The 24,591-nt window shown below is 66.5% G+C and carries 31 protein-coding genes; 10 read left to right on the plus strand and 21 right to left on the minus strand.

The window, feature by feature from the left end; all coding sequences use genetic code 11:
• The first annotated feature begins 133 nt into the window (after nt 1-133).
• A complete protein-coding gene (locus QRT08_RS03745; protein WP_286044562.1) occupies nt 134-1,018 on the plus strand; it encodes a DMT family transporter in 885 nt (294 codons plus the stop codon).
• Here QRT08_RS03745 and QRT08_RS03750 read toward each other — a convergent pair.
• Nucleotides 1,015-1,629, minus strand: a complete 615-nt coding sequence (locus QRT08_RS03750; RefSeq protein ID WP_286044563.1) for a DUF7504 family protein — start codon at nt 1,627-1,629, stop codon at nt 1,015-1,017. The genes QRT08_RS03745 and QRT08_RS03750 overlap by 4 nt on opposite strands.
• A 133-nt stretch (nt 1,630-1,762) precedes the next feature.
• On the opposite strand from QRT08_RS03750, the gene QRT08_RS03755 reads away from it, so the two are divergent.
• Together QRT08_RS03755 and QRT08_RS03760 are read left to right on the plus strand one after the other, a co-directional pair.
• Nucleotides 1,763-2,485, plus strand: coding sequence for an RAD55 family ATPase (locus QRT08_RS03755; RefSeq protein WP_286044564.1), 723 nt, complete (start codon nt 1,763-1,765; stop codon nt 2,483-2,485).
• 249 nt (nt 2,486-2,734) lie between these two features.
• Nucleotides 2,735-3,124 (plus strand): hypothetical protein, encoded by a 390-nt coding sequence (locus tag QRT08_RS03760; protein WP_286044566.1) that lies wholly within the window; start codon nt 2,735-2,737, stop codon nt 3,122-3,124.
• A 122-nt stretch (nt 3,125-3,246) separates the two neighbouring features.
• On the opposite strand, the gene flaJ is transcribed toward QRT08_RS03760, so the two are convergent.
• From flaJ to QRT08_RS03805, 9 genes are all read right to left on the minus strand, one after another.
• On the minus strand, nt 3,247-4,992 hold the full coding sequence (flaJ, locus tag QRT08_RS03765; RefSeq protein WP_286044567.1) for an archaellar assembly protein FlaJ: 1,746 nt from the start codon (nt 4,990-4,992) through the stop codon (nt 3,247-3,249).
• Complete coding sequence (locus QRT08_RS03770) at nt 4,992-6,668, minus strand: type II/IV secretion system ATPase subunit (protein ID WP_286044568.1); 1,677 nt, start codon at nt 6,666-6,668, stop codon at nt 4,992-4,994. The genes flaJ and QRT08_RS03770 overlap by 1 nt, the downstream gene beginning before the upstream one ends.
• A gap of 1 nt (nt 6,669) precedes the next feature.
• Entirely contained in the window at nt 6,670-7,428 is a 759-nt protein-coding gene (gene arlH, locus QRT08_RS03775) for an archaellum protein ArlH (RefSeq protein ID WP_286044569.1), read from the minus strand.
• Complete coding sequence (locus QRT08_RS03780) at nt 7,425-8,372, minus strand: FlaD/FlaE family flagellar protein (protein ID WP_286044570.1); 948 nt, start codon at nt 8,370-8,372, stop codon at nt 7,425-7,427. Before QRT08_RS03780 ends, arlH begins: the two co-directional genes overlap by 4 nt.
• Nucleotides 8,373-8,559: 187 nt before the next feature.
• Entirely contained in the window at nt 8,560-9,027 is a 468-nt protein-coding gene (locus QRT08_RS03785; protein WP_286044571.1) for a DUF7500 family protein, read from the minus strand.
• A 37-nt stretch (nt 9,028-9,064) separates the two neighbouring features.
• Nucleotides 9,065-9,520, minus strand: coding sequence for an archaellum stator protein ArlG (gene arlG, locus QRT08_RS03790; protein ID WP_286044572.1), 456 nt, complete (start codon nt 9,518-9,520; stop codon nt 9,065-9,067).
• On the minus strand, nt 9,520-9,957 hold the full coding sequence (gene arlF / locus QRT08_RS03795; RefSeq protein ID WP_303650181.1) for an archaellum stator protein ArlF: 438 nt from the start codon (nt 9,955-9,957) through the stop codon (nt 9,520-9,522). Before arlF ends, arlG begins: the two co-directional genes overlap by 1 nt.
• Nucleotides 9,958-10,037: 80 nt before the next feature.
• Nucleotides 10,038-10,649, minus strand: a complete 612-nt coding sequence (locus QRT08_RS03800) for an archaellin/type IV pilin N-terminal domain-containing protein (protein WP_286044575.1) — start codon at nt 10,647-10,649, stop codon at nt 10,038-10,040.
• A 9-nt stretch (nt 10,650-10,658) separates the two neighbouring features.
• Complete coding sequence (locus QRT08_RS03805) at nt 10,659-11,228, minus strand: archaellin/type IV pilin N-terminal domain-containing protein (RefSeq protein WP_286044577.1); 570 nt, start codon at nt 11,226-11,228, stop codon at nt 10,659-10,661.
• Nucleotides 11,229-11,536: 308 nt separating this feature from the next.
• Here QRT08_RS03805 and QRT08_RS03810 point away from each other — a divergent pair, with 308 nt between their 5' ends.
• On the plus strand, nt 11,537-11,875 hold the full coding sequence (locus QRT08_RS03810) for a helix-turn-helix domain-containing protein (RefSeq protein WP_286044578.1): 339 nt from the start codon (nt 11,537-11,539) through the stop codon (nt 11,873-11,875).
• On the opposite strand, the gene QRT08_RS03815 is transcribed toward QRT08_RS03810, so the two are convergent.
• Genes QRT08_RS03815 through btuC form a run of 3 tightly spaced genes read right to left on the minus strand, consistent with a single transcriptional unit; the run spans nt 11,872 to nt 14,405 of the window.
• Nucleotides 11,872-12,066, minus strand: coding sequence for a hypothetical protein (locus QRT08_RS03815; RefSeq protein ID WP_286044579.1), 195 nt, complete (start codon nt 12,064-12,066; stop codon nt 11,872-11,874). The genes QRT08_RS03810 and QRT08_RS03815 overlap by 4 nt on opposite strands.
• 24 nt (nt 12,067-12,090) lie before the next feature.
• Complete coding sequence (locus QRT08_RS03820) at nt 12,091-13,323, minus strand: heme ABC transporter ATP-binding protein (protein ID WP_286044580.1); 1,233 nt, start codon at nt 13,321-13,323, stop codon at nt 12,091-12,093.
• On the minus strand, nt 13,320-14,405 hold the full coding sequence (gene btuC, locus QRT08_RS03825) for a vitamin B12 ABC transporter permease BtuC (protein WP_483299925.1): 1,086 nt from the start codon (nt 14,403-14,405) through the stop codon (nt 13,320-13,322). The genes QRT08_RS03820 and btuC overlap by 4 nt, the downstream gene beginning before the upstream one ends.
• A 58-nt stretch (nt 14,406-14,463) precedes the next feature.
• Here btuC and QRT08_RS03830 point away from each other — a divergent pair, with 58 nt between their 5' ends.
• From QRT08_RS03830 to QRT08_RS03845, 4 genes are read left to right on the plus strand one after another with little or no spacing between them, the layout of a single operon-like run.
• A complete protein-coding gene (locus QRT08_RS03830) occupies nt 14,464-15,537 on the plus strand; it encodes a PGF-CTERM-anchored ABC transporter substrate-binding protein (RefSeq protein ID WP_286044582.1) in 1,074 nt (357 codons plus the stop codon).
• 39 nt (nt 15,538-15,576) lie between these two features.
• Complete coding sequence (gene srp19, locus QRT08_RS03835) at nt 15,577-15,855, plus strand: signal recognition particle subunit SRP19 (protein WP_286044584.1); 279 nt, start codon at nt 15,577-15,579, stop codon at nt 15,853-15,855.
• Nucleotides 15,852-16,079 carry an H/ACA ribonucleoprotein complex subunit GAR1 gene (locus QRT08_RS03840; protein ID WP_286044586.1) on the plus strand — a complete coding sequence of 76 codons (228 nt, stop codon included), beginning with the start codon at nt 15,852-15,854 and terminating at the stop codon, nt 16,077-16,079. Before srp19 ends, QRT08_RS03840 begins: the two co-directional genes overlap by 4 nt.
• A 55-nt stretch (nt 16,080-16,134) precedes the next feature.
• The gene (locus QRT08_RS03845; RefSeq protein WP_286044588.1) at nt 16,135-17,079 is read left to right on the plus strand and encodes a presenilin family intramembrane aspartyl protease PSH; all 945 of its coding nucleotides are present in this window, start codon (nt 16,135-16,137) and stop codon (nt 17,077-17,079) included.
• 2 nt (nt 17,080-17,081) lie between these two features.
• Here QRT08_RS03845 and QRT08_RS03850 read toward each other — a convergent pair whose 3' ends face one another.
• The 4 genes from QRT08_RS03850 to QRT08_RS03865 form a co-directional block, all read right to left on the minus strand.
• Entirely contained in the window at nt 17,082-18,305 is a 1,224-nt protein-coding gene (locus QRT08_RS03850; RefSeq protein WP_286044590.1) for an MFS transporter, read from the minus strand.
• 137 nt (nt 18,306-18,442) lie between these two features.
• The gene (locus tag QRT08_RS03855) at nt 18,443-19,438 is read right to left on the minus strand and encodes an ornithine cyclodeaminase family protein (protein WP_286044591.1); all 996 of its coding nucleotides are present in this window, start codon (nt 19,436-19,438) and stop codon (nt 18,443-18,445) included.
• Between the two features lie 40 nt (nt 19,439-19,478).
• A complete protein-coding gene (locus QRT08_RS03860) occupies nt 19,479-19,694 on the minus strand; it encodes a DUF8015 family protein (protein ID WP_286044592.1) in 216 nt (71 codons plus the stop codon).
• Nucleotides 19,695-19,925: 231 nt separating this feature from the next.
• Nucleotides 19,926-20,339: a DUF3054 domain-containing protein gene (locus tag QRT08_RS03865; RefSeq protein ID WP_286044593.1), complete on the minus strand. Its 414-nt coding sequence runs from the start codon at nt 20,337-20,339 to the stop codon at nt 19,926-19,928.
• Between the two features lie 77 nt (nt 20,340-20,416).
• Between QRT08_RS03865 and QRT08_RS03870 the strand changes: the two genes are divergently transcribed.
• Together QRT08_RS03870 and QRT08_RS03875 are read left to right on the plus strand one after the other, a co-directional pair.
• Nucleotides 20,417-20,938, plus strand: a complete 522-nt coding sequence (locus QRT08_RS03870) for a GNAT family N-acetyltransferase (RefSeq protein ID WP_286044594.1) — start codon at nt 20,417-20,419, stop codon at nt 20,936-20,938.
• 34 nt (nt 20,939-20,972) lie between these two features.
• A complete protein-coding gene (locus QRT08_RS03875; RefSeq protein WP_286044595.1) occupies nt 20,973-21,446 on the plus strand; it encodes an NUDIX hydrolase in 474 nt (157 codons plus the stop codon).
• On the opposite strand, the gene QRT08_RS03880 is transcribed toward QRT08_RS03875, so the two are convergent.
• The 4 genes from QRT08_RS03880 to fen all read right to left on the minus strand — a co-directional run bounded on the left by QRT08_RS03880 (nt 21,422) and on the right by fen (nt 24,544).
• Nucleotides 21,422-22,477 carry an asparagine synthase C-terminal domain-containing protein gene (locus QRT08_RS03880; protein WP_286044596.1) on the minus strand — a complete coding sequence of 352 codons (1,056 nt, stop codon included), beginning with the start codon at nt 22,475-22,477 and terminating at the stop codon, nt 21,422-21,424. The two genes, QRT08_RS03875 and QRT08_RS03880, sit on opposite strands and share 25 nt — an antisense overlap.
• Nucleotides 22,474-23,163, minus strand: a complete 690-nt coding sequence (locus QRT08_RS03885) for a CehA/McbA family metallohydrolase (RefSeq protein WP_286044597.1) — start codon at nt 23,161-23,163, stop codon at nt 22,474-22,476. Before QRT08_RS03885 ends, QRT08_RS03880 begins: the two co-directional genes overlap by 4 nt.
• 69 nt (nt 23,164-23,232) lie before the next feature.
• A complete protein-coding gene (locus QRT08_RS03890) occupies nt 23,233-23,481 on the minus strand; it encodes a BolA family protein (RefSeq protein ID WP_286044598.1) in 249 nt (82 codons plus the stop codon).
• Nucleotides 23,482-23,566: 85 nt separating this feature from the next.
• Nucleotides 23,567-24,544 carry a flap endonuclease-1 gene (gene fen, locus QRT08_RS03895; protein WP_286044599.1) on the minus strand — a complete coding sequence of 326 codons (978 nt, stop codon included), beginning with the start codon at nt 24,542-24,544 and terminating at the stop codon, nt 23,567-23,569.
• Nucleotides 24,545-24,591 lie beyond the last annotated feature (47 nt).

The following is a 24,591-nucleotide window of genomic DNA, read 5'->3' on the forward strand; positions in this document are numbered from 1 at the left end:
GTACCTCCGTGCGGGGTCGTCACGCACCCCGCGACGGGGAGAGTTCGTCGGAGTCGTACAAAAAGGTTCGACACGCCTCGGTGGGCGAACGCGACAGCGGACGATATAAGCGCCCGCCGGCCGACTCCCCGGCGTGTCCCGGGTCTCGCCACCGCTGGCGCTCGCGCTGTCGATCCTCGCGATCAGCACGAGCGCGATCCTCGTGCGCTGGAGCGCGGCCCCGAGCGTCGTCGTCGCCTTCTACCGCGTCCTGTTCACCCTCCTGTTGCTCGCGCCGCTCGCGCTGGCCCGCCACCGCGCCGACTTCCGCGCGTTCTCGGCTCCCGACGTGGGGGTCGCCGCCGTCACGGGCGTGGCGCTCGCGGTCCACTTCGCCGCGTGGTTCGAGAGCCTGAACTGGACGAGCGTCGCCGCGAGCGTCACGCTGGTCCAGACCCAGCCGGTCTTCGTCGCCGTCGGAGCCTATCTCCTCTTGGACGAGCGGATCACCGTCCACACCGTCGGCGGGATCGTCCTCGCGGTCGCCGGTGCGATCGTAATGTCCGTGAGCGACCTCCTCGGCGGAACGGCCTTCGCGGGCACCGCCCTCTACGGCAACGCCCTCGCGCTCGTCGGCGGGGTGATGGCGGCCTGTTACGTGCTCGCGGGCCGGTCGCTCCGCCAGCGGATCGCCTTGCTACCCTACGTGAGCGTGGTCTACGGCGCGTGTGCGCTCACCCTGTTCGCGGTCGCGCTGGCCGGTGGCGAGACGCTCACGGGATATCCGGCCCGCGAGTGGGCCCTCTTTCTGGCGATGGCGGTCGGGCCGGGCGTGTTCGGACACACCGTTGTGAACTGGGCGCTCGCGCACGTCGAATCGAGCGTCGTGAGCGTCTCACTTCTGGGCGAACCGGTCGGCGCGACGCTGCTCGCGCTCGTGTTGCTCGCGGAGGTGCCCGGCGTGGCGACCGTCCTCGGGGGGGCGATCGTCCTCTGTGGGATCGTCGTCACCGCACGCGCACAGCGACTGGGCACCTAAAAGGGCGTCCACTCGCCCGCTCGAGAATCGAACCCCCTGATCCGGGCCTCTCGCCGTCCGTCGCGTTCGCGGGTGTCGATACAGGCGTCGAACGGGTCGAGGACCGTGTTGACCGTCCGTTCGTCGTGCATGGTCGGATCGAACGTCGCCAGACACAGCCATCCCGCGCTCCGAACCTGGCCGGTGAACACCTGTAGGAACCGATAGACCGAGCGCAGCTCGGCGGCCATCACGAGCGGCGAGACGGAGTGGAGTCCGACGCGCACGTCGTCGCCGGTACGGGAGTCGACGAGGTCGGTGAAGGCGGTGCCGATCCGCGTCAGGTTCCCCGGTCCGGGAACGTAGCGGACGTCCGCCGAGTCGGCGGTGGCGGCCCCACGGGACCGACTCACGCAGTCGACGATCGAGAGGCGTTCGGACGCGGCGACCGCCGCGTAGTCCTCGCGCAACGTCGATGCGTCCGTGTCCGTCGTGATCGCGATCGCCTCGCTCCCCGCGAGCAACCGAACGAACAGGTCGTACTTGCCGGTCATCGGGGGACCGGAGACGAGGAGGGCGGAACCGGCGGGAACCGACTCGACGATCCCCTCTACCTCGATCCGAGGGCTCATGCTTCCCCCTCAAAACCGCGGGCATATATCTTTTGTACTATTATATTCAGTTTCAATTTTTTACTATACTAAGTAATTGCATATAGAATTGGTAACGAATACGACTAAGGCGGTGAGGCGATACGTAGCCGGCATGGTCGACATCACGGAGACGGGGATCGAGGGTCTCGATTCGATCCTGAACGGTGGACTGGTCACCGACTCGACGGTCCTCGTCAGCGGTACCCCGGGGACCGGAAAGACGATCCTCGGGATCCAGTATCTCTATCACGGGACGAAGAAGTTCGACGAGTCCGGTATCTACCTCACCTTCGAGGAGGACGCGACGGACGTGAAGGAGGCCGCCGAATCGCTCGGGTTCGACGACTGGGGCGACCTCGTCGAGCGCGGCGATATCGCGGTTTACGACAAGGAACTCCTCCTCCGCGAGGAGGACTTCTCGACGACGCTCGACACCCTCCTCGAGGAGTTCGAGCGGACCCGATACGACAGACTCGTCGTCGACTCGCTGACGATGCTGTCGCTCTTTTTCGACACCGAACGCGAGAAACGGACCTACCTCCTGAAGTTCTCGGACATCCTGAAACGAAACGGGCTGACGACGCTGTTCGTCACCGAACAGGGGGCCCGCTTTCCGAACTGGGAGATCGGCCTCGAGAACTTCCTCACGGACGGCAATATCTATCTGATCCAGACGCCGACCGACTCGGGGGTCAATCGGTACATCTGGGTGGCGAAGATGCGAAAACGGCCGGTCGAGACGGACATCTTCCCGATCGATATCGGTCCCGGCGGGATCACCGTCCACGACCGCGCGAGCGGTTTCTCCTTCATGGGCGACGAGGGGGCGTTCTAATACTGTCGGTCATGGGCGTACGACCTGCGGTGGCACGAGTCGACGGGCACGGGCACGAGTCCCGCCCGTCGTGGCTCCAAGCGATTCACGGCGGTATGACCGACAGTATACCGAGCCCTATCGACGTCCGATAGTATTTTATGTTGGTCGTTCGTATAGAATATCCAATATGTTATCGAGCAGTCAAGTTCGTGGTTGGTCGCGGGGACGGATGGGAACACGATTCGATCGGGTAGGGAGGTCGGTGGCGTGATCCCGACGATCTGTATCGTGACGTCCGATCCGCGAGTCGCGGATCGGTATGCCGTCGCGCTCGCGGACGCGAGCCGTCGTCACGCTTCGTACTGGACGCGGGCCGCCCTCGACGGCGTCGACGTGGTGCTGTTCGATCCCGCGACCGTCGACCGATCGACGGTCGCCGCCGATCGGGAGGACGGTGGGCGAACCTATCGAGCGATCAAGATGGATGGGGACTTCGAGGGGACCGTCGAACGAGTCGCGCGGGCGGGTGATAAACGACGGTTCGAGGCGACGATCGACGCCCGGTTCGACGCGCTGTCCGACGACGACCGTCCGGCGGTGACGGCTCCCGAGTCGCTCGACGCAGTCGAGTTCGGGGATCTTTACGAGGCGGTCTGATCCGCCACGAGCGTCCGAGACGAGCGGGGTCCCATCGGAGAGCGGTGGAGGGGGTCCGCCAGCGTGATGAAACCGCGTCCTGCCCCGATCGTGCGACCGACACGGGTTCCGTTCTCACGGGTTCAGACGGTCAGGAAGAGCTCCACCAGCCGGGTGGTCACCACCGCGGTGAGACAGCCCAGCCAGCTCAGTAGGACGAAGTGGATGAAGGAGTTGGCCTTGTTGCCGCCGTCGACGGTTCGGATCATGATCGAGGAGAGCAGCGCGTTGAAGAGGATGACGACCAACAGCAGGTAGCGAATGAGTTCGATGTCGTAGACCTCGGTGTGGATGAGCTGACCGACCCCGAGCTGTTGGGTCGCAGTGAGGTCGACATTCATCCCCGAGAGAATTGCGACGACTTCGAGGCCGATGAAGAAGGCGAACGCAGAGGTAACGGTGATCCCGTACAGCAGTCCGATCAAGGTGACGGCCGCCTGTCTGCGCTGTTCGCGGAGCTGATTGACCTCGTTCATGTTCTGGCTGATGAGTTCACCCAGGCGGCGCGGACTGCCGCCCATCCGCCGGCCGATCAAGTACATCTCACTGAACTTCTGGATCAGGTACGACTGGGAGTCGGCGGCGAGGTAGCGCCACGCCAGCACGGGATCGAGACGCATGTTGAGGCGCTTGAACAGGTCGTCGATCTCGGTGGTGAGGGGGCCGAAGTCCTTCGTCCGCAGCGTCGAGAGCACGTCGGAGGTCGTGCTTCGCTTCGCGCTCTCGCTGGCCCCGAGCGCGCGGATGAAACTCGGGAACTCCGCGTCGCGGGCGGTGATCGCGCGCTCCTCGCGCCGGAGGACGTACCCCGGGATCAGAAGCGGTGTCAGCGGGACGGCGAGGTAGAGCGGTTCGGGGAGCGATTCGCGCAAGAAGAGGCTGTGGAGGCCGACGGGCGTGATCCCGAACAGGCCGCCCGCCGTGAGGACCACCAACAGGGCCGAGAGCACGCCACCGGCCACGAGGCTCGTGACGATCCGCCCCTCCGCGGCCGAACGGAGCGTCTCGGGGTGGTACCAGATGGGATCGTGTGGCGACATCGTCCGGATGACGAGGTAAAAGCCGAACTGGACGAAGACGAACATCGCGAGCACGGCCGCCACGGTCAAGGTGGGGTCGGTGCCGGTGAGGATCGGAAGGACGATGGCGAACACCAGCGCGAACGTCATCGAGAGGATCATCGACATGTAGAGGTCCTTCATCACCTCGATGTTGCCCATCGTGCTCTCGTAGACGGTCACGTACTGGCCGATCATCACGTCCTGTTCGGACAGCAGGAAATCGCTCAGTTCCTGGCCAGCCCCCAGCGTGTAGGCCAGGCGGTCGAGGAAGTCCGCGAGCGCGTCGCTCGGAACGACCGCGGCGCGGCGTCGACACGCGTCGTCGAGGCTCTGGTTCCACGTATCGACGATCCGGACGATGCATCCCATCTCGCGGGCGAGTTCGCCGTACTCCTCCTCGCGGGAGAGCGTCCGAAACACCTCCATACGATCGATGTTCGTCGTTGCGAGGATCGTCATGTGGGTGACGAGCAGGTGGAACTGGTTCTCGATCTCGATCTTCCGTCGGCTGGCGAGCAGTTTCGGGTAGATGACCGCGGCACCGAGACACAACAGCCCGAGCAGCGGGATCGGGAGTCTGACGGCCAGCGGCACCGGCAACGCGAGCGCGCCGGCGACCGAGAGGACGAACACCACCGACGACGGCAACAGGACGGTGAGAACGTACCGCCCGATCGGCACCTCCATATACCGATAGGACCGTGCAATCTCCGTCACGAACGCCGCGAGCGAGGTCGAGAGCGATCCTCGTCGTGGATTCGTCGCCATTATCGCCTCGTCAACCGGTGGATGTCGAACGGCAGTCCCTCGATCCCGTCGCGCTGCAACGCCGAGATCGCCTCGTTCACCTCGTGATACCCCGTGATCCCGTCATCGATCAGCCGCTCGATTACCGTGGCACGGAACTCGAGGTCGGTGTATATCTCGCGCGTGTCGGCGTAGCCCAGCAGGGTCGCGATCTGTTCTTCGAGTACGTAGGAGTTGTTCATACCCTGAAAGACGATCTCGTCCGCGACGGGGTCCCAGTAGAACACCTCGCGGGTGACGACACCGTCCATCTCCTTGGAGTAGCCCTCTATCTCCTGAACGCTCGTGACCCGTCTGAGGACGTTCTCGCCCTGTTTGACGCGGTTCTGGAAGATCGCGACGTCGGCGTTGTCCATGAACGTCTCCGGGACGCGAATGGGGTCGCCGGTGAACCGCTGGATCATCGAGACGATGTCCGAGGCGTGGAAGGTGAGCATGACCGGGTGGCCGGTCTGGGCGGCCTGAAACGCCATGCGGCCCTCCTCGCCACGGACCTCGCCGACGACGATGTAGTCCGGGCGCGAGCGCAGGGCGGCGGCCACGAGGTCGAACATGTCGACGTCCTTGCTGTCACCGCCGCCGCCCTCGCGGGTGAGCAGCTGCTGCCAGGTGTCGTGGGGCGGCAGCACCTCGGCGGTGTCCTCAGCGGTGTAGATCTTCGAGTCGCGGGGGATAAAGGACATGATGGAGTTCAGCGTGGTCGTCTTCCCGCTCGCGGTCTCGCCGACAACGAAGACCGTCTGTTCGTTCTCCAGACAGAGCCACAGGTAGGCGGCGAGTTCGGGCGAGAGCGTCCCCCACTCGGTGATCTGTGCGACCGACAGGGGGACCTCTTGGCCCTGTCGGATCGTCAGGCTGGGGCCCTTGAGACTCACATCGTCGGAGTAGATGAGGTTGAGCCGCGACCCGTCGGGGAGCGTCGAGTCGACGATCGGATCGGCGTCGCTCACGGGGTCGCCGATCCGCTCGCCCAGGTTGCGGATCCACTGCTGGAACCGCTCGGGAGGACCGAAATCGACCGTCGTCTTCAGCATGCCGTAGACGCCGTGATCGACGTAACACTCGTGGGGCCCGATGACGTGGACGTCCTCGTTCGCCGGATCACGGAGAACGCCCTCGAGCGGCCCCAGACCGACGATGTCGCGGACGAGGCGGTAGCGAAGGTTCTCGTACGTTCGCGGAGAGACGCGGTACCGACCGATCGAGAGCGCCCGTCCGAGCGTCTCCTTCCACCCCGGCGGTCGGTCGTCGGTGTAGGCCGTCGCCGCCAGCAGTTGTTCGATTCGGTCGACGTACTCCGCGTCGTCCTCGGGGGCGGCGTGATCGACGCTCTTTCGCAGGAGTTCGGTCGTGACGTTCTCGTAGAGGTCGTGTTCCTCCTCCGAGAGGGTCGGCTCGACGACGTGGTAGGTCGTGTCCCGACCCACGTCGCCGTAGATGTGACAGTGGATCGGACCGTCGATCGGATAGATGACGTTTGGATAGGTCGTCTCGTACTCGCCGTCGGCCGCCTCGATGACCTGGGGGAACTCGCCGCTCTCACGTTTGTGCGCTACCAGGTGTTCGCGCAGGTGGGGGTGTCGCGTGGCGAGTTCGCGCACCGCCTTGGAGGGTCTGGTGGTTCCCTGATCGCTCATCTCAGGCGATGCTGCGGCTCTCGATCACGATGCCGGTGCCCGAACGGACGGAGTAGCCGACCGTGTCGCCGACCTGCTCGCCCATCCCCGCGAAGCGCTTGACCGAGATCTGACGGCGGACGTCGTTGCCGACCTGGATCATCTGGAGTTCGAGGAACACGTCCGCGATCGACCGAAAAGGGCCGATCGCCTCGTCGTCGACAGTCGAGGGGTCGACCGTCAGGACGACGACCTTCCCACAAGAGGTGAGGTCGCGGAAGAACGAGATGATATCGAGTGCGGCCTGGCGCTGGTCGTTCTGCCTGACGAGCGCCTCGAATGTGGGGTCGTTCCGGAGGATGGCGTCGAACGTATCGAGGACGATCACGTCCGACTCCCACATCGTGTCGGCCGCCATCAACTGGGTGAGCAGTTCGCGTCGGCGTCCCCTCCCGTTCTCGTTGGAGAAAGAATCTCCGGTGTCGAGGTTGGCGTGCAAGAACAGGAGGCGTTCGTCGAGCAGGTGCGAGACCACGTCGTACGAGAGTGAGTGCATCTGCTCGACGAACCCGCCGACGGCGAGTTCGGTCGAGAGGTACGTAACCGTGTAGCCGGTCTCGCAGAACCCGTAGCTGAACCGCTGGGACAGCGCGCTCTTTCCGGCCCCGTAATCGCCCTCCACGAGGACGATGCTCCCTCTTGGGAGCCCGCCGCCGAGTTCCGCGTCGAGGCGGTCGTGATCGTCGAGGCCGAGCGACAGGAGGGTACGGTTCGCGCTCATCGACAGTGCTCCGAGGAGCCGTCCGTCCACCCGTCCAGGACGACGGGTGCCGAGTCGCTACTCGAAAGCCGGCAGATGTACCGCAGGCTCTGGGTGTGGTGGGCGGTCGTCAGTTGCGCGCCCTCCTCGGAGTCGCCACCGAAGCCGGCGATGAACGCCCGCAACTGATCGGCACCCGTCTCGTCGATCCACTCGATGGTCTCGTAGTAGTCGATCGCACCCTCGGCCTCGGCGTGGCCGGCAGCATCGACGAGGTATTCGAGCCATTCGAGGATAAGCAGGTCCGCGACGTAACCATCGGGTAGTCCCCGCAGATAGGGTTTCTCCGCGTTCGGATCGTCGCTCAGTGTCCGTTGGGCGAACTGGAGGTCGGCGTCCATCCCGCCGTCGGCCAGTCCCTCGGCCGCAGGGGCAGTACCTTCCGAACCCTCGGCTTCGGCCCCGTCGGATTCGTACTCCGCCTTGAGGTCGTCGAACGAGGTCCCGTCGGCGTCCGTAATCGGTTCGTTTCCGTCGTCGGCACCGACCCCGAACAGGCCGAGCGAACCGCTTTCGTCGTACGCGTGGGCGGGATCGATCTCGTCGACGAAGGGGTTGATCCCCTGTGTCACCATCTCGTAGACGTCGAGCAGTTTCCGGACGTTCTCCTCGACGGTGTCGACGGTCTCGCCGATCTCCTCGTTCTCGCTTTTGATGGTGCCGACCGTCGACGAGAGCCTCGCAAACTCCGCCTCGATATCGTCGATCCGACGTTCCAGTTCCTCGACTGCGTACTCATCCGGCTTCTCGGAGAACGGTTCCGCGTCGTCGGCGTCCTCCGCGTCGTCGGAGAACGGGTCGTCGCCCTCGTCGAGTTCCGTAGCGAATGGATCGCCGCCGTCGGTCGCCGCCGAGGCGTCGGTCTCCTCGTCGCCCTCTCCCTGAAAGCGATCGAACAGGCTCACGCCAATCGCTCCATCACTCTGGGCTCGTCGATCAGGGTTGTCGTTTCAGTCATTACATCTAGAAAAACTCATATTATTATTTAATCTTCCGGCCCGACTATCAGCGCTGAGATCGCGGACCGAGTATCGTCTCGTCGCGACGAACGGGAGCGAGAATCGAACGGGCTACAGCCGCAGGTGTTCGGGACTACCGGTGGGGTGTGTCCGGGAGGGCGGCGAGGAGGTCGGCGATGGCGTCCTCGCTCGTGAGGTCGTAGCGCTCCATCGTCGTTTCGACGGTCGCCCGCGGGCCGATCGCCAGGTCCGACTCGGCGATGAGGATCCGGAGGACCCTCGCGGGATCGAGGTCGGCGTCGACCTGCTCGGCGTACCAGCTAGCGAGTTCGGAGAAGACCGCGACGACGTCGTTCGACCGGGTGCGATAGCTCGAAACGCGCCCGTCGACGTTCACCTCGACGTCGAGACCGTAGCGGGCCGCATCAGGGTCGAACGCCGGACGAGTCGGCTCCTCGTGGATCGGCTCGGGGGGACCGTCGCCGGTCGAGACGACGTAGCGTCCCTCCCCGATCTCGGCGACGTGCTCGCTGTCGGCGATGTCGAGATCCGACGGTGAGAGCACGCCGTCGTCGGACTGGTCGGGTCGCTCGTCCGCCATACCCGATAGATGTCAGCGTGCGATAAATACCTGTTGATCAGTAATAGAAGTCGAACGTCGCCCGACTGCCGTGGACGATCACCGTCGCGCGGTGGTCGCCGGGAGCGAGTTCGTCCCCGAGCGAGACGGTCACCTCGGCGACCGCCCCCGAAGACCACCGCTCGCCCCCGGAGACGACTTCGATGGAGGGGTCGGATCGGTACTGCCCATCGAGCAGCACGTCGAGGTTCGACCCGTCGGTTTCCAGTTGAGCGCGGCCTGTGTTCTTGACGAGCAGGGTGAGCGTCCGGTTGCTTCCATCGTAGATCGAGCCACCGGCAGGGTCGCTGATGATCGCGACGTCGGTATCGATCTGTCGGGTGAGGTCTTCGCTCTGTCGGTCGACCGAGCTACTGACCTGTTCGACGCCCGCGATCAGCGTGCCCGCGACGCTCGCGGCGACCAGCAGGCTCGCGATGAAGATAATCAGGTGGGAGATCGAGACGGAGCCCACTACGCAGCCTCCAGTATCGCCGTCGCAGCGACGCCGTTTTGCGTCACGATCTTCACGCTCTCTCCACCGGGTTCGATCCCGTATTCGAGGGTCTCGCCCGGCAGCCACAGGTCCGTTTCCTCCTTCGGCTCGTCGCTTCCGTCGAGGACCGTCGGCTCCGCGTTCCTGTACTCGCCGTCGACCAGCAGATCCGTGCGATCGATCGAGAGGACGGTCGAACCGGTGTTCGTGACGGGGACGGTGACGGTGCCGTTGTCCTCGCTTGTCACGCCGATCTCGATCGCCGTGTTCTGTCTGTCGAGGAGGCGATCAGCGCGCTCGTCCTGTGCGGTCGTCACGCGGTCGAAGCTGTCGGTCGCGACGGTGAACGCCGCGCTGAACGCGATCAGACAGCCGATCAGGATGACCACCGTGGATCCGCTTACGCTGAAGCCCATTTGGTATGTGTTTCGTGTACTGAAAGCCGACACGGCGTCACGACGCCGACCGGTCGATAGGTGTGGTTAGTGAGCGATTCTCAGAGACGGACCGCGTCGCCGTCGCCCTTGTCGGCGAGCGAGTCCGGAACGTTCAGCGTGACGATGCGCTGGGAACCGGATGCGGTCGTGATCGTCATTTCTGCGTCGTCACCCTCCGCGAGAACGGCAACGGAATCATACGTAGTACCTCCGCTCATTGAGTTGAGGTCAAGCGTGATCTCATACCGATCGCCGTTCGCGGAGAGAACACTATCGTCCACGTTCTCGGCCGTGATGGGGTCAACGGTGTATCCCGCAGTTGCGTCCCCATCACCAAAGACGATGTTCTCAGCACCACTTGTACCGATATACTGGATGGTTAGATCCTCCAGATTGATGTCGCCCGCTCCCGGAGCTCGCTGGACCGAGAGCGTAACGGTGCTAACCGATTCGTTGTCGGTACCGACGGTCCCGATCTCACTCAACACATTGAGATTGTTCGAGACTTGCTCTGTGCTTTCCACACCAGTATCTTCGGCCTGCGTCTGGAGGAAGCCGGCCGTATTGATCAGTACGCCGGCCGCGATCGCCGCGACGAGGACCATCGCGATGAACACGATGAGGGTGCCGATTCCAACCTGACCTCTGTTTTCGTTGTTAAAGATTTCCATAGTTACTCCTCAAAGGCTGACCGCGCTTTCGTCGTCGTTGATTGAGTCCGGTACGTTGAGCGTGAGACTGGTTTGAGCACCCGAGCCAGTCGTAATCGTCACTTGAGCGGTGTCACCCGGATTGAACGTATCCGGTGGCACCATAGTAAGTTCGTGTCGGTCTGTACTATCGATTAGAACGTTGTCATCATCGCCAACGATGGCGGTCGTAGTAAAGGTAGAATCGCCACCGACATCAGCGTGAACGAAGTTTTCTGCATCTCCGGAGATCCATTGAATAGTGATATCAGAGAGATCGATTACACCAGCGCCGGGTGCTTTGTGTACTGTGAGATTGATACTGGTGATATCATTCTCACCAACAGTATCGTTCACACTTCCGACCGACGATGCGACCTGCACGCGATCGGAAACCTGCTGGGTACTCTCTACGCCCGTGTCTTCAGCCTGCGTCTGGAGGAAGCCGGCCGTGTTGATCAGTACGCCCGCCGCGATCGCCGCGACGAGGACCATCGCGATGAACACGATGAGGGTGCCGATCCCGACCTGACCTCTGTCTTCTGTCTGTATTTCGAACATGGTTGTTTCGAGGTTCCGCCGCTTGGACGAACCCTATCACATATCGGAATTGTTATGTTTATAAAAATGAGTGTCTTAATATCATATATGATTTTCCAGATCGAACATTGAGCAAAGGGAGACGACTCGCGAAGGGCGCCACGGACGCCGGTAGGGCGGTTCTAACCGGTGAGAAACCGGATCTGCCCGCGATGCCGTCCGCCACCAACGTCCCACCGGCCGTAATTACCAGTTGGACGGGAGCTATTCGCATTTCTCCCACTAGTCGCTATCTTTATTATTATCGTAAATCACATACAATTCAGTAAATGTATTCCGGAGACGTCCTCCTCGTGCTCGGAAACGAGTACAACGCCGAGATCCTGGGAGCGACCGACGAACCCCGCTCCGCACAGGCGCTCAGCGACGAACTCGACATCCCGATCGCGACCTGTTATCGACGGATCGAGGAGCTAGAGGAGGCCGACCTCCTCGAACACCAGGGGCGCGTGCTCTCCGAGGAGCGCCGCCGGGTGAGCGTCTACCGGCGGACGGTCGATCGCATCGTCGTGAACTTCGATGACGGGAACTACACGGTGAACGTCGCGGGTCGGGCGGACGTGAAGAACAAACTGGACGAGGTCTGGCGCTCGCTTTCTACCCCTTAGCTCCACGAGGGTGGCGCTCGATCGAACCGTCTGACTGCGGGCGGATAGCCCAGCGCGACCACGGCCGCGACACCCATCGAGATCCAGAAGTCCGACCGTCCGGTGATCACGGCGACGAGCGGTACGAGGACGAGGTAGGTCCCGAACATCGCCGGATAGTGCGACAGGAGTTCGCGCCACTTCGGGACCATACCGGGGGTTAGGGCCCCATCGAATCACGCGTTTCGCTCCATCGCGTCGGCGACGGTCCCGAGCACCTCGCTGCCCCGCACGACCGTCGCGCGTTCACGAAGCGCGTCGTAGAGCGCCCGTGCGTCCTCGCCTGCGTAGTTCCGTTCCTCGAACGGCCGGTCCTCGACGACGATCAGCGCGTCGCTGGCGCGCGCACACTCGAGGTTCGCGAGGTTGCCCGCACCCACCTCGACGTCGCCGACGACCGTCACGTCGGCCCGAGCGATCCGCTCGGACGCACGTTCGCGCGTTTCGGCGTCGATCGGCGCGAACGGCTCGACGGTCACGGCATCGAGGCCGAGCAGGCGGGCGGTTTCGAGGTCCGAGTCGCCCTCGCCCAGCGCTCCCACCGAGACCTCGTACCCCGCCGCCGAGAGCACGTACAACAGTCTAGAGACCGTGCCACCGCCGCCGATCACGTGGACCCGTCCCTCGCGGTCGCCACCCCGTTCGGGAAGGGCGGTGACGTAGACCGATCCCGTGACCGGGTGGCGGCTCACGACCGCCCGGGCGTCGAACGCGTTCGTCAGATTCGACTCGGTCAGGACGCTCTCGGGGGGGCCGCTCTCGACGATCCGTCCCTCCGAGAGCAGGAGGAGGTCGTCACAGTAGTGGGCCGCGAGGTTCAGGTCGTGGATCGCCGCGATCACCGTCTTGCCCTCGTCGGCGAGGTCGCGGACGAGTTCGAGCGTCCGGATCTGGTGGTTGATGTCGAGGCTCGCAGTCGGTTCGTCGAGTAAGAGTATCGGAGTGTCCTGGGCGAGCGCCCGCGCGAGGACGACCCGCTGGCGCTCGCCGCCGCTCACGGCGCCGATCGAGCGATCGGCGAACTCCTCGGTTTCGGTCCGGGAGAGCGCCCGCTCGACGCTTTCGTCGCCCGCCGGATCCGAGGTGCGAAACCGCGACCGGTAGGGGGTCCGCCCCATCGCGACCACCTCGCGCACGTCGAAGTCGAACGAGAGGTGGGTGTCCTGGGGGACGGTCGCGACCCGCCTGCTCGCCGCGCGCGAGGGCAGGTCGTGAACCGCCTCGCCGTCGAGCAGCACGGTCCCGGCGTCGGGCTTCAACACGGCCCCGATCGCCCGCAACAGGGTGGATTTGCCCGCGCCGTTCGGACCGACGAGGCCGACGAACCGCCCCTCCCCGATGTGGGTGCTGATGGAATCGAGGACCGCCATCCCCCCCAATCGGACGTCGAGGTCGCGGACGTCGATCACAGCGCGTGCACCTCCCGGGTCCGGAGGAGGTAGAGGAAGAAGGGCGCGCCGAGCGCGGCAGTTACAATGCCGACCGGCACCTCGGCGGGACCGGCCCGCGCGAGCGTATCGGTCGCGACCAGGAAGACGCTCCCCGCGAGCGCGCTCGTCGGGAGCAGGATCCGGTGGTCGGGGCCGACCAGAAGCCGCATCATGTGCGGGACGATCAGCCCCACGAACCCGATCACGCCCGAGACCGCGACCCCGGCGGCGGTGATGACGCTCGCGGCCGCCAGCAGAAGTCGTTTGGTTCGCTCGACCTCGATTCCGAGGCTCCGGGCGTCCTCCTCGCCCAGCAGGAGGACGTTGAGGTCGCCCGCGTACAGGAGGAGGAGGACGAAGACCGGGATCACCACCGGGAGCGCGAGGCGCACGTCCGTCCACGTACTGGCGTGGAGGTGGCCCATCAACCAGTAGACCACCTGCTCTAAGCTCTCGCCGGCGCTGAGCTGGAGATACGAGATCATCGCACCCAGGAAGGTCTGGACGGCGACGCCCGCGAGCAGCAGGGTCGCGACGGGCGTTCGGCCGCCCTCGCTCGCGATCAGGTAGACCGCGAAGGCGGTGACGATCGCACAGATGAAGGCCATCGGGCGAAGCCCCAGCGAGAGCGGGAGGACGATCGAGGCGACCGCGCCCAGCGCCGCCCCCGAGGAGACGCCGATGATCGAGGGGTCGGCCATCGGGTTCCTGAAGAAGCCCTGCATCACCGTCCCCGCCGCGGCGAGCGCGAAGCCGACGACGGCCGCCAGCACCACCCGCGGGAGTCTGATCCGTGTTACGATCGTCTCGTGGGTCTGTGGCACCCGGAAGTCGAAGGCCGACGCCCACTCGATTCGAGGAACCGGGATCGAGAGCGGGCCCGCCCCGATAGGAATCGTCGGGCCGATCCCGACCGGGAGCGCCACCGCGTTGAGGAGGACCTTCGCCACGACGACCGGGTCGACGCGGACGGGACCGAGCGCCGCGCTGATGAGGATCACACAGACGAGGAGAACGCAGAGCCCCGCCGACCATACGCCCGTTTCGAGACGCCGACTCACGATAGCAACTGGAGTTGCTTTAGGTAAATACTTATTGAACAAGTGCGCAGTCGGTCCCATGCGTACAGTAGCTACGGTCGTCGTGACGCTGTTGGTGCTCACGTCGAGTCTGGGGATGGGGGTCGTCGGCACTCACGGGGGCGTCGCGGCCGCACAACCCGAGTGTGAGTTCCCGACCACGGTGACCGACGCGACCGGCGAGGAGATCACCGTCGAGGAGGAACCCGAGCGGATCGTCGCGATGCAGCCCAGCGACGCCCAGATCCTCTGGGAGATCGGTGCCCGGGAGAAGGTCGTCGGGATGCCCGTCGGCCAGTACACCGACTATCTGGAGGGCCACGACGAGCCGGCGGACATCTCCGAGGACGACGGGATCACCGTCAGCACCGAGCGCGTGATCGACCTCGAACCCGATCTCGTGCTCGCCTCGGCGGTCGCCGACGAGGAGCAGGTCCGACAGCTCCGCGAGGCCGGCCTGACGGTCTACCAGACGCAGGACGCCACCTCGATCGACGACGTGAAGGCGAACACCGAGACGGTCGGCCAGCTCACCGGCGAGTGTGCGGGCGCGGCAGAGACGGTCGACTGGATGAACGAGGAGATCGGGGCGATCGAGGAGGCCGCCGAGGGCGAGCAGCGGCCCACGGTGCTGTACGCGATGGGTGACGGCTTCACCGCCGGCGAGGGGACGTTCATCGCGGACGTCGTCGAGACCGCGGGCGGCGAGAACCTCGGTAGCGAGGCCGGAATCGAGTTCTACGGCCAGATCAGCGAGGAGGTCGTCGTCTCGGAGGACCCCGACTGGATCGTCTACCCCGACAACTTCGAGGAGCCGCCCGTGAGCGAGCAGGTCATAGAGAGCACGACCGCGGGACAGGAAGATCAGGTGGTGCAGGTCGACTCCAACCGGCTGAACCAGCCCGGCCCGCAGGTCGTCTACGCGATCGGAACCCTCGCGGAGACGTTCCACCCGGACGCCTACGCGACCGCGGGGGACGGTGCGTCGACGGGGGAGGGTGACGGCGAACAACCGGCCGACACCGATGCCGGCGAGGACCAGCCCGGCTTCGGCGTCGTCGCCGCCCTCGCGGCGCTCGTCGCCGCCGGCGTGCTCCTCTTCCGGCGGCGATAGGTCGCAAGGCGTTTTACCTCCCGGAAAGCGAGAGGTGGTATGGTCGAAAACGTGATCTGGCCCGCCTACCTCGACGCGGCGGTGTCCCGCTCGAAGGGGCGGCGGGTCCCGCAGGACCTCGCGGTCCCGGAGCCGACGGTCGACGAGATCGCCGCCGCCGCCCAGCAGGTGGGTTACGACGCCGTCATCGAGCGCGATCGGACCTACCCCCGCGAGTACGAACCGAGGGGGCGGGTGCTCGTCAAGGACGCCGACGACGCCTCGAAGAACGACCTCGTGCAGGCGATCGCCGCCTACGTGACGGCGCTCCGGGAATGAAACGCGTCGGCGAGGTCGTCCGGACGGCACAGGGGCTCGCGATCGTGCGCTGTCTCGAGGGCGCGGAGCCCGAGATCGGCACCGTCGTGATCGACGAGGGGCTCTCGGAGGTCGGCCGGGTCGTCGACGTGTTCGGTCCCGTCCCCAGACCGTACGTCGCCGTCACCCCGGACGACCGGGCGACGCTACCGAAACTGCTCGGTGCGAAGCTCTACGCGCGGTAGGTGCGGAATCGGGGCGAACGGAAACGGCCAAGGCCCGCGAGCGAAAGCCGGAGGTATGGAGCAGCGTCGTCTGATCGTCGCCGTCGCCGGAACGGTCGCGCTCTTTCTTACGATCCAGTTCGGCGCGCTCGCGCTGGTCGAGCCGTTCCAGTCGGCGGGCCTGCAGGCCGTCGAGAACCCCGAGGACCCGACCAACTCCTTTCTGTACATCGGCGCGATCCTCGTCGCCACGGGGCTGATGCTCGCGGCGTTCAAGTTCGATCTGCAGTGGCTCATTCGGGGGATGGTCATCCTCGCGAGCGTCCTCCTCTCGTGGTACGTGCTCGTGGTCGTCGTCCCGCCGGTGCTCACGGTCGGCGACGTCCACCTGCTGGCCGCCCTCGGGGCGCTCGCCATCGGGGCCGGCCTCGCCGTCCACCCCGAGTGGTACGTCATCGACGCCGCGGGCGTGGTGATGGGCGCGGGCGCGGCGGGGCTGTTCGGGATCACCTTCGGGATCCTCCCCGCGCTCGTGCTCCTGGTCGTCCTGGCGGTCTACGACGCCATCAGCGTCTACGGCACGAAACACATGCTCTCGCTGGCCGACGGCGTCATGGAGATCAAGGTGCCCGTCCTCCTGATCGTCCCCGTCTCGCCGGACTACTCGTTTCTCGACGAGGGCGAGAGCGAGGCGAGCGACGGCTCGACGGATGGGGACGACGGCGAGGGTCGGGACGCCTTCTTCATCGGCCTCGGAGACGCGGTGATCCCGACGATCCTGATCGCCAGCGCCGCCTTCTTCGTTCCGGCGCCCTCTCTCGAGGTACCGGGAGTCGCGCTCACCCTCCCCGCGCTCGGCGGGATTGTCGGAATGCTCGCCGGCCTGCTCGTCCTGCTGTGGATGGTGCTTCAAGGGCGGGCTCACGCCGGGCTCCCGCTGCTCAACGGCGGGACCATCGCGGGCTATCTCCTGGGTGCGCTCGCGAGCGGGCTGACGCTCACGCAGGCGATCGGACTGTAGCGTCACGCACTGAGACGACCCGCGACGGCGATCGCGCCGGCGCCGACCAGCGCGAGGAGTCCCGCGGCGACGAACGCCGGGGAGTAGGTCCCGATCGCGTCGTGGCCCGCGCCGGCGACGTACGGCGAGACGAGCCCCGAGACGCCGAGGGAGACCGACACCAGCCCGAAGACGGCGTTGATGTTCGACCGGCCGAACAGGTCGGCGGTGAGCGGCGCGAGCAGCGCGCCGTTGCCCCCGTAGGCGAGGCCGTAGACGCCCGCGAAGGCGAGGAGCGTCGCCGCAGTGTCGAGGGCGGGTAGCGTGATCGTCGCGGCGCCCATCACCGTCGAGCAGACGACGAACGTCGACACCCGGCCGACCCGGTCTGCGGCGTGGCCGATCGCCACCCGACCCACGACGCTCGCCCCGCCGATGAGCGCCACGGCCGTCGCCCCGACCGTCCGCGAGAGGCCGAGGTCCACGATGTGGACGACGAGGTGCGAGAGGACGACGTAGAGCGTCGTGTAGATCAGCAACCAGCCGACGAACTGCGCGAGGAAGGCGGGAGAACGGGCGATCGTTCGCACCTCGGCGAGCCGTTCGTGGAGGTCGACGCGCGGACTCGCGTCGAACCCGCCGGCGAACTCGCGGTCGGGGACCTGCTCGGGCGCGGGTTCGTCGCGGATGGCGGCGGTGGCGACCACCAGCAACGCCACCGAACAGGCGGCGAGCACCAGCAGCGCGGACCGCCAGCCCAACCGAACGATGAGCGCGTCCGCGGCGGGCGCGACGACGACCATTCCCATCCCGAGGCCGGCGGAGGCCAACCCGCCGGCGAGCCCCTGGCGGCGGTCGAACCACCGGGGGACGGTCGCGTAGGAGACGACGAACAGGACGCTCATCCCGAGCCCGGTCACGACCCCGTAGGTGAACACGAGGGCGGGGAGCGACCGGGCCTGGCTGGTCCCGGCCAGTCCGAGTCCGAGGACGACGGTCCCGACCGCGAGCATCCGGCGGGTCCCGTACCGGTCGACCAGCACGCCGATGGCGACCGCGCCGAGATAGAGCATCAGCGACTGGACGCCGAACGCGACCGATGTGACGCCCCGCGAGCGGCCGAACTCCTCGAGGATCGGCTCGAAGAACACGCCGAAGGAGTAGGAGAGGCCGAAGACGACGAACGAGCCCAGAAAGCAGGCGGCGACGACGACCCAGCCGTAGTAGATCCGTCCCACGTGCGACATCGACACGAACGACGCGTCCCGACCGGGTTAAATCGTCGCGTTGAAGCAAGATAGCCGCCGTCCGGGCCGAACGCGGACCCGCTATCCGACGGGATGTCGCCGCTCGCGGGCCGGCCTCGTCCGTTTCGGCGTCCGATTCAGCCGTCCATCGCCTCGCTGGCCGGTGCGAACTCGATTTCCGTCCCGAGGCCCGCCTCGCGGGCGCGCTCGTAGAGCATGTGGGCGGCCGCGACCGTCTCGATTCCCGTTCCGCCGCTGTCGAAGACCGTGATTTCATCCCTGTGCTCGCGGCCCGGAACCGCCCCGACGAGCACCTCGCCGAGTTCGCCGTGAACGTGATCCGGTCCGACGGCTCCCGCCTCGACGGCGGCCAGCAACGACCCGGCGTCACGGTCGGCTCGCGCCTCGAGATCGAGGACGTACGTCGCGCGCGAGACGGTCGTCGCGTCGAGTTCGTGTTTCTCGGGGTCGTACCGCCCCATCGCGGTGACGTGGGTGCCCGGCTCCAATAGGTCGCCGTCGAAGACGGGTTCGGCGGCGTTCGTCGCCGTGATCACGACGTCCGCGCCCGACACCGCCTCGGCGCTCGATTCGACCGGCTCGACCTCCAGATCGAGGTCGGCCGCCATCTCGCGAGCGAAGCGCTCGCGGTTCTCGCGTGTCGGCGAGTACACCCGCACGGCGTCGAACTCGCGGACGGTGACGACCGCCCGGAGCTGACCGCGGGCCTGCGCGCCGCTGCCGATCAGTCCCAGCGTGTTCGCGTCCTCCCTGGCGAGCGCGTCGACGCCGACCGCGCCCGCCGCGCCGGTCTTGAAGGGGTTCAGGTACGCGCCGTCGAGGACCGCGAGCGGCTCGCCCGACTCGGCGTCGAATACGGGAGTAACGAACCACGCGTCGCGCTCCCCGAAGCCCGCTCCGTAGGTGTATCCGCCCATCACGCCCGTCTCGGGAAGGATCGCCAGATACCCCGTGAGCATCCCCGGCGGCTCGGCGTTGACGAGCTTCGTTCTGGGTTCGGCGGGAGCGCCCGCTCCGTGCTGTCGGTAGCCCTCGCGGACGGCCTCGACGTAGTCTGCGGGCTCCGCGAGGTCGGTCAGGTCGTCGCTCGTGAGAAACAGCGCCTCGGTCATGAACCGGCGTTCGAGCGCCAGCGAGAAAACGGTTGCAGGTCTACTCCGACGACGCCTTGGACGAGGCCGGGGTCGCCCCCGTCGCGGGCGCTTCGGGCTGGTTCACGAACAGCGCGTGTGCGATCAGACCGATGGCGACCGAGGCGGCCGCCGGGATGGCCACGGCCAGCGAAACGCCGAGGACCGTCAGCGTTCCGCCGATGCCCAGCAATGCGAGCGGAATGAGACCGAGTATCAAATCGTAGTAGTTAGTCATGATGTATTTCAATATACGGACCATACCCCTATAACTGTTTTGTCTATCAGTTGTATCTTCTTCCGATAACAACCCGACTAAATTTTCTTAGCCTTTGAGAGTGTTTTGTATAAGTTATTCATGGCTACGTGGCGTAGCGGCGCCACATCGCCCGGCTGTGTCGGTATCAGGGGCGGCGGGAAAACGGGTCGGGCGACCCGATCGGTCGGGGCGTCGCGGCTGACAGGTCGGCTACGAACGGGTTCGAGCGAGCACGCTCACCGCCAATCGCCACGGGAGCAGGGTCGCGAGCCCCGTTCCGACGGTGACGAGGACGAACGCGAGGGGTGCGTCCCCGACGAGCCACGGGGTCGCTCGAAGACCGACGCCGATCAGCGCGGCGACGATCCACGCGATCCCGACCGCGAGGGTCGTCTCGACGAGCGATCCACGGACGCGGGCGCTGTAGACGCCGAGGACGGGCGCGACCAGCAACCAGCCCAGCAGGAACGGGGCGACGGTCTCGGCCGTGTAGAGGGGGACGGCGAGCGGATCGGTGCCGTGGACGACCAGTCCGTAGGAGAGTTGGGCGATGATGATCGCCAGATCGACGACCAGCAGCAGGGCCGTCACCGCCGAGCGGTCGAACCGTGTGGGGTCGGCCATGGCGGGCGTTCGACCGGACGAGGTATGTGTCCCCCGGTTTCCACATCGCTCAACACGCCAGGGATCGAACGACCGGTATGGAGCCGGAACTCCTCGGCTGGCCGCCCGACGGGCCGCAACTCGAACTCGACTATCGGACCTTCAGCTACGCCGGGAAGTTCGTCATGACCACCACGGGCAAGGCCGTGATCCGCGACGGGGGCGAGATCCGTGCGGCGGCGGCGTTCAACGAGGACCGGACCGACGACTCGACGCTGTGGATCCGGTACATCACGACCCACGTCGACCACCGGGGTGAGGGACTCGGGCCCCGTCTGCTGGCGTTCGTACTGGATCGCGCGCGCGAGCGAGGGTACGGGCGGGTCCGGATCGCCGTCAACAACCCCTTCGCCTACGAGGCGTGCTACCGAGCGGGCTTCTCGTACACCGGCCGGGAGACCGGCCTCGCGGAACTCGTCCTCGAAGCGCCCGCCAGCGCCGAACGGGAGCACTATCAGGAGGGACACGACGCCTTCCGCGAGCGCGACCTCGGAGAGTCGGAGCGGGCGTTCCTCGACCGGAAACGCGGTGCCGACCCGCCGAACGGGCGGGGCGGATAGAAACGGCCAAACCGCCGCCGTGGTTCGAGGGGGTATGGAGACGACGCGTCACTTCGTCGCGACCGTCTACGTCGTCAACGACGGCGCGACCCTGCTGCACGAACACGAGAAGTTGGGATTGTGGCTCCCGCCGGGCGGCCACGTCGACCGCGACGAACTCCCGCACGAGGCCGCCCGCCGCGAGACGCGCGAGGAGACCGGCCTCGACGTGGCGCTCCTGCGGGAACACGGCGACGTGACCTCGCCGACCGTTCGATCGCTGCCCGAACCCGCCCACCTGCTTCTCGAGGACATCGACGTCCACGAGGAGGGCGTGGGCCACCAGCACGTCGACTTCGTCTACTACGGCCGCGCGGACGAACGCGACCTCGCTCCCGACGACGGGGAGCAGTCCGCAGAGGCGTGGGAGTGGGTTCCGTCGGAGCAACTGGACGAGAAGCGGTTCGACGCCGACGTGACGCGGCTGGGACGCGAGGCGATCTCCTACTGGAGTAGCGACTCGACGTAGCGCGTGACGTGGTCGTCCATCCGGCGCTTGAACCCCGCCTGCCGGGCGAGTCGGTCGAGTTCGCGCGCGATCAGGCTGCCGTACTGGACCGCCTTCTTCTCCCTCTCCGCGATTTCGCGGGGAACGAACTCGCGGGCCGCCCGCCGAAACGCCCGTTTTCGCTCCCCGCCGGCCGCGAGCAACGGTCCGTCGAGACGGAGCGCCGACCGCACCACCCGGTCGTCCAGAAGGGGCGCGACCGGTTCGGCCCCGGCGGCGCGGATCGCCAGCACGTCGCGTTCGAGTTGGTCGGGCAGCGAGGCGATCACCTCGCGGGTCGCGCCCCGGACCGTCTCCGCGTCGACGCGGTGGTCGGTCCTGAGGACCTTCTCGTAGCCCCCGAACAGTTCGTCCGCCCCCTGTCCGACCGCGAGTCGGTCGTAGCCGTCGGCGACCGCCCGTTCGGCGACGAGAAAGAGCGACAGCGCGATCCCGACGTCCATCGCGTTGGTCCGGCCCGTCGCGCGCGCCACGGCCGGGACCGCCCGCTCGATGTCGGCGTGGGTACACTCGATTTCCGTGAGAGGGCGCCCCATCGCGCGGGCGCCCTCGCGGGCCGCATCGAGGTCGTGACTGCCCTCGAACCCGACGACGTACAGCGGGGCGTCGAGACGACTCGCGACGACCGCCGAGTCGACGCCGCCGGAGAAGGCGATCGCCACGCCCTCGGGATCGATCGCGAGACTTTCCTCAAGAGCCGCCGTGACGCGCTCGACCGCCTCGCGTTCGGTTTCGAACACCGGCGGGTCGGGGAGCGTCCACACGCGCTCGTCGCCGACGGAGCCCGCGGGGAAGGAAACGGGTTCGTCGAGAGCCGTCGGCGAGAACGCCCATCCCTCGCCCGAGCGCTCGACGAACAGCGGGTAGCGCCCGAGGACGTCCCGAACGAGCCGCTCGTCCGAACGCTCGCCCGCGAACCCCCGCGTTCCGGGCAGCGGTTCCCGATCCGCGATCGCCCGCTCGACGAGCGCGGGGTCGGCCCCGTGGATCATTCCAACAGGGAACCGAAGCGGCGCTTCACGCGTCGTTTGGCCCCGCCGCCGGCCTGTCGGAAACTGATCCGCCACGGGGTGCGCTTGCCATCGACCGCCGTGCGCCCCTCGCGGACGCCATCTAGGATCGCCTCGACGCTCCGCTCGCCGCCGGTCTCGACGCGCGTGACGGCCTGTCCGACCATCTCGCCGATGTGGGCGTCGCTGCCCGCGGTCATCGGGAGGCCCCGCGAGCGGGCGAACCGCTCGGCCTTCCGGTTGGCTCTGCCGGTGAGGAGCCGCGAGTTGTAGATCTCGATCGCGTCCGCCCGCGCGAGTTCGTCCCGGGAGACCTTCGCGCCGACGCCGTGGCGGGAGGTCTGAAACGGGTGGGGGACGACGGCGATCCCGCCCGCCTCGCGGATCCGCTCGATCGTCTCCCCGTAGGGGAGACCGGCCTCCACCCGGTGGTCGACGCCGATCCCGAGGACGTGGCCGGCCGAACTCGTGATCTCGATGCCGGGGATCCCCACGAGTCCGTACTCGGGGGCGAGTTCGGCGGCCTCGAGGCTCGCCTCGATCTCGTCGTGATCCGTGATCGCGAGCGCGTCGAGGCCGACGGCGGCCGCCTGTTCGAGGAGGAGATCCACGGGATCGCGGCCGTCGTGCGAGAGGGCGGAGTGTGCGTGGAGTTCGACCGAGAGCACACCCGCGGTTCGACCGGTGCGTTCAAAAGGCGATCGGTTGCGGAGACCCGGCCTCGAAGCGGGGCGAGGCTACCGATCCTCGTACTCCGCGGGCGTGTAGGTCTTCAGTTCGAGGGCGTGGATGTCGGTGGTCATGTGCTCGCCGAGCGCGTCGTAGACCAGTTGGTGCTGTTGGACGAGGGGTTTGCCCTCGAACGCGGGCGAGACGACGACCGCCGCGAGGTGGTCCTCGTCGTGCGTTCCGCGCGGGTGGGTGACCGTCGCCTCTGCGTTTTCGACCCCCTCTTCGATCAACCGCTCGACCTCTGTGGCGTCCATACCCCGACTGCGTCCCCGAGGCCCAAAACGGTTTCATACCGTCGGCCGTGGCTCCTGGCGAGTCACGGCGGTATGACCGTCGGCATCAGGTCCACTGATCCAGCCCGGTCTGCGTGACCGACTCCTCGATGCGCTCGAACCCCCTCGCGACCTCCGCGTCGGGGATCCCCCAGTCGGCGACGTACTCGCGGGCGGCCTCGACGTCCGGCGAGAGGGCCGCGTCGAACCCGTAATCGTCGGTCACGTCCGGGTTCAAAAACAGCTCGCGGACGGCGTCCATACTCCCGATCGCGGCGCCCCGGGCGTCGAGAACGCCCGCGAGGTCGCCGTGTTCGCGGATCGCCTTGACCGCGGTTTTCGGCCCCATCCCGTGGACGCCCTCGTTGAAGTCGGTCCCACAGAGGATCCCCACGTCGACCAACTGCTCGTAGGTGAGGTCGTGGGCCGCGAGGGTCGCCTCCAGGTCCATACACTCTGGCTCGCCCTTGCTCGTGAGTTGCCGGAGCGTCAGCGGCGAGCCGAACAGCAGCGCGTCGTAGTCCTCGGTGCCGGCGTAGTCGACGTCGCCCGACTTGGCCATGTGGGCGGCCTGGGCCTCGCCCTCCGCGGGGGCCTCGACGTACGGAACGTCGAGCAGGTCGAGCAGTTCCCGCGTGGTCCGCTGGATGGCGTCGGTCAGACGCTGGGTGCGCGCCTCGAGGCGAGCGGCCTCGATCCCGTCGCCCCGGTCGCGGGCGGCCCGTGCCTTCGCCGCGGCGCGCTCCTTGGCGGCGCGCCGTTCGTCGATCTCGCCCTCCTTGAGGTCGGTGACGACGCCGTCGAAGACGAACACGGGGGTGATGTCGTTCTCGAAGAACTTCGGCAGCCCCTGGACGACCCCCACCAAGTTGGCCACCTCGGTGCCGTCGGCGGTGGTGTAGACGTCGCTCGCGGTCCACTTGACCGTCGTCGTCAGGTACCGGTAGAGCCAGTTGTGGGCGTCGATCGCGACGACCGCCCCCGACAGTTCGTCGAACGGGACCGCCTCGATGACGGCGAGGTCCCTGAGCGCTGCGTTTCCCATTACGGGAGGTAGGGACGCGCCCGATTTGAAGCTGTGGTTGGATTGTG

It is taken from the genome of Halalkalicoccus sp. NIPERK01 (assembly GCF_030287405.1).
GTDB lineage: Archaea > Halobacteriota > Halobacteria > Halobacteriales > Halalkalicoccaceae > Halalkalicoccus.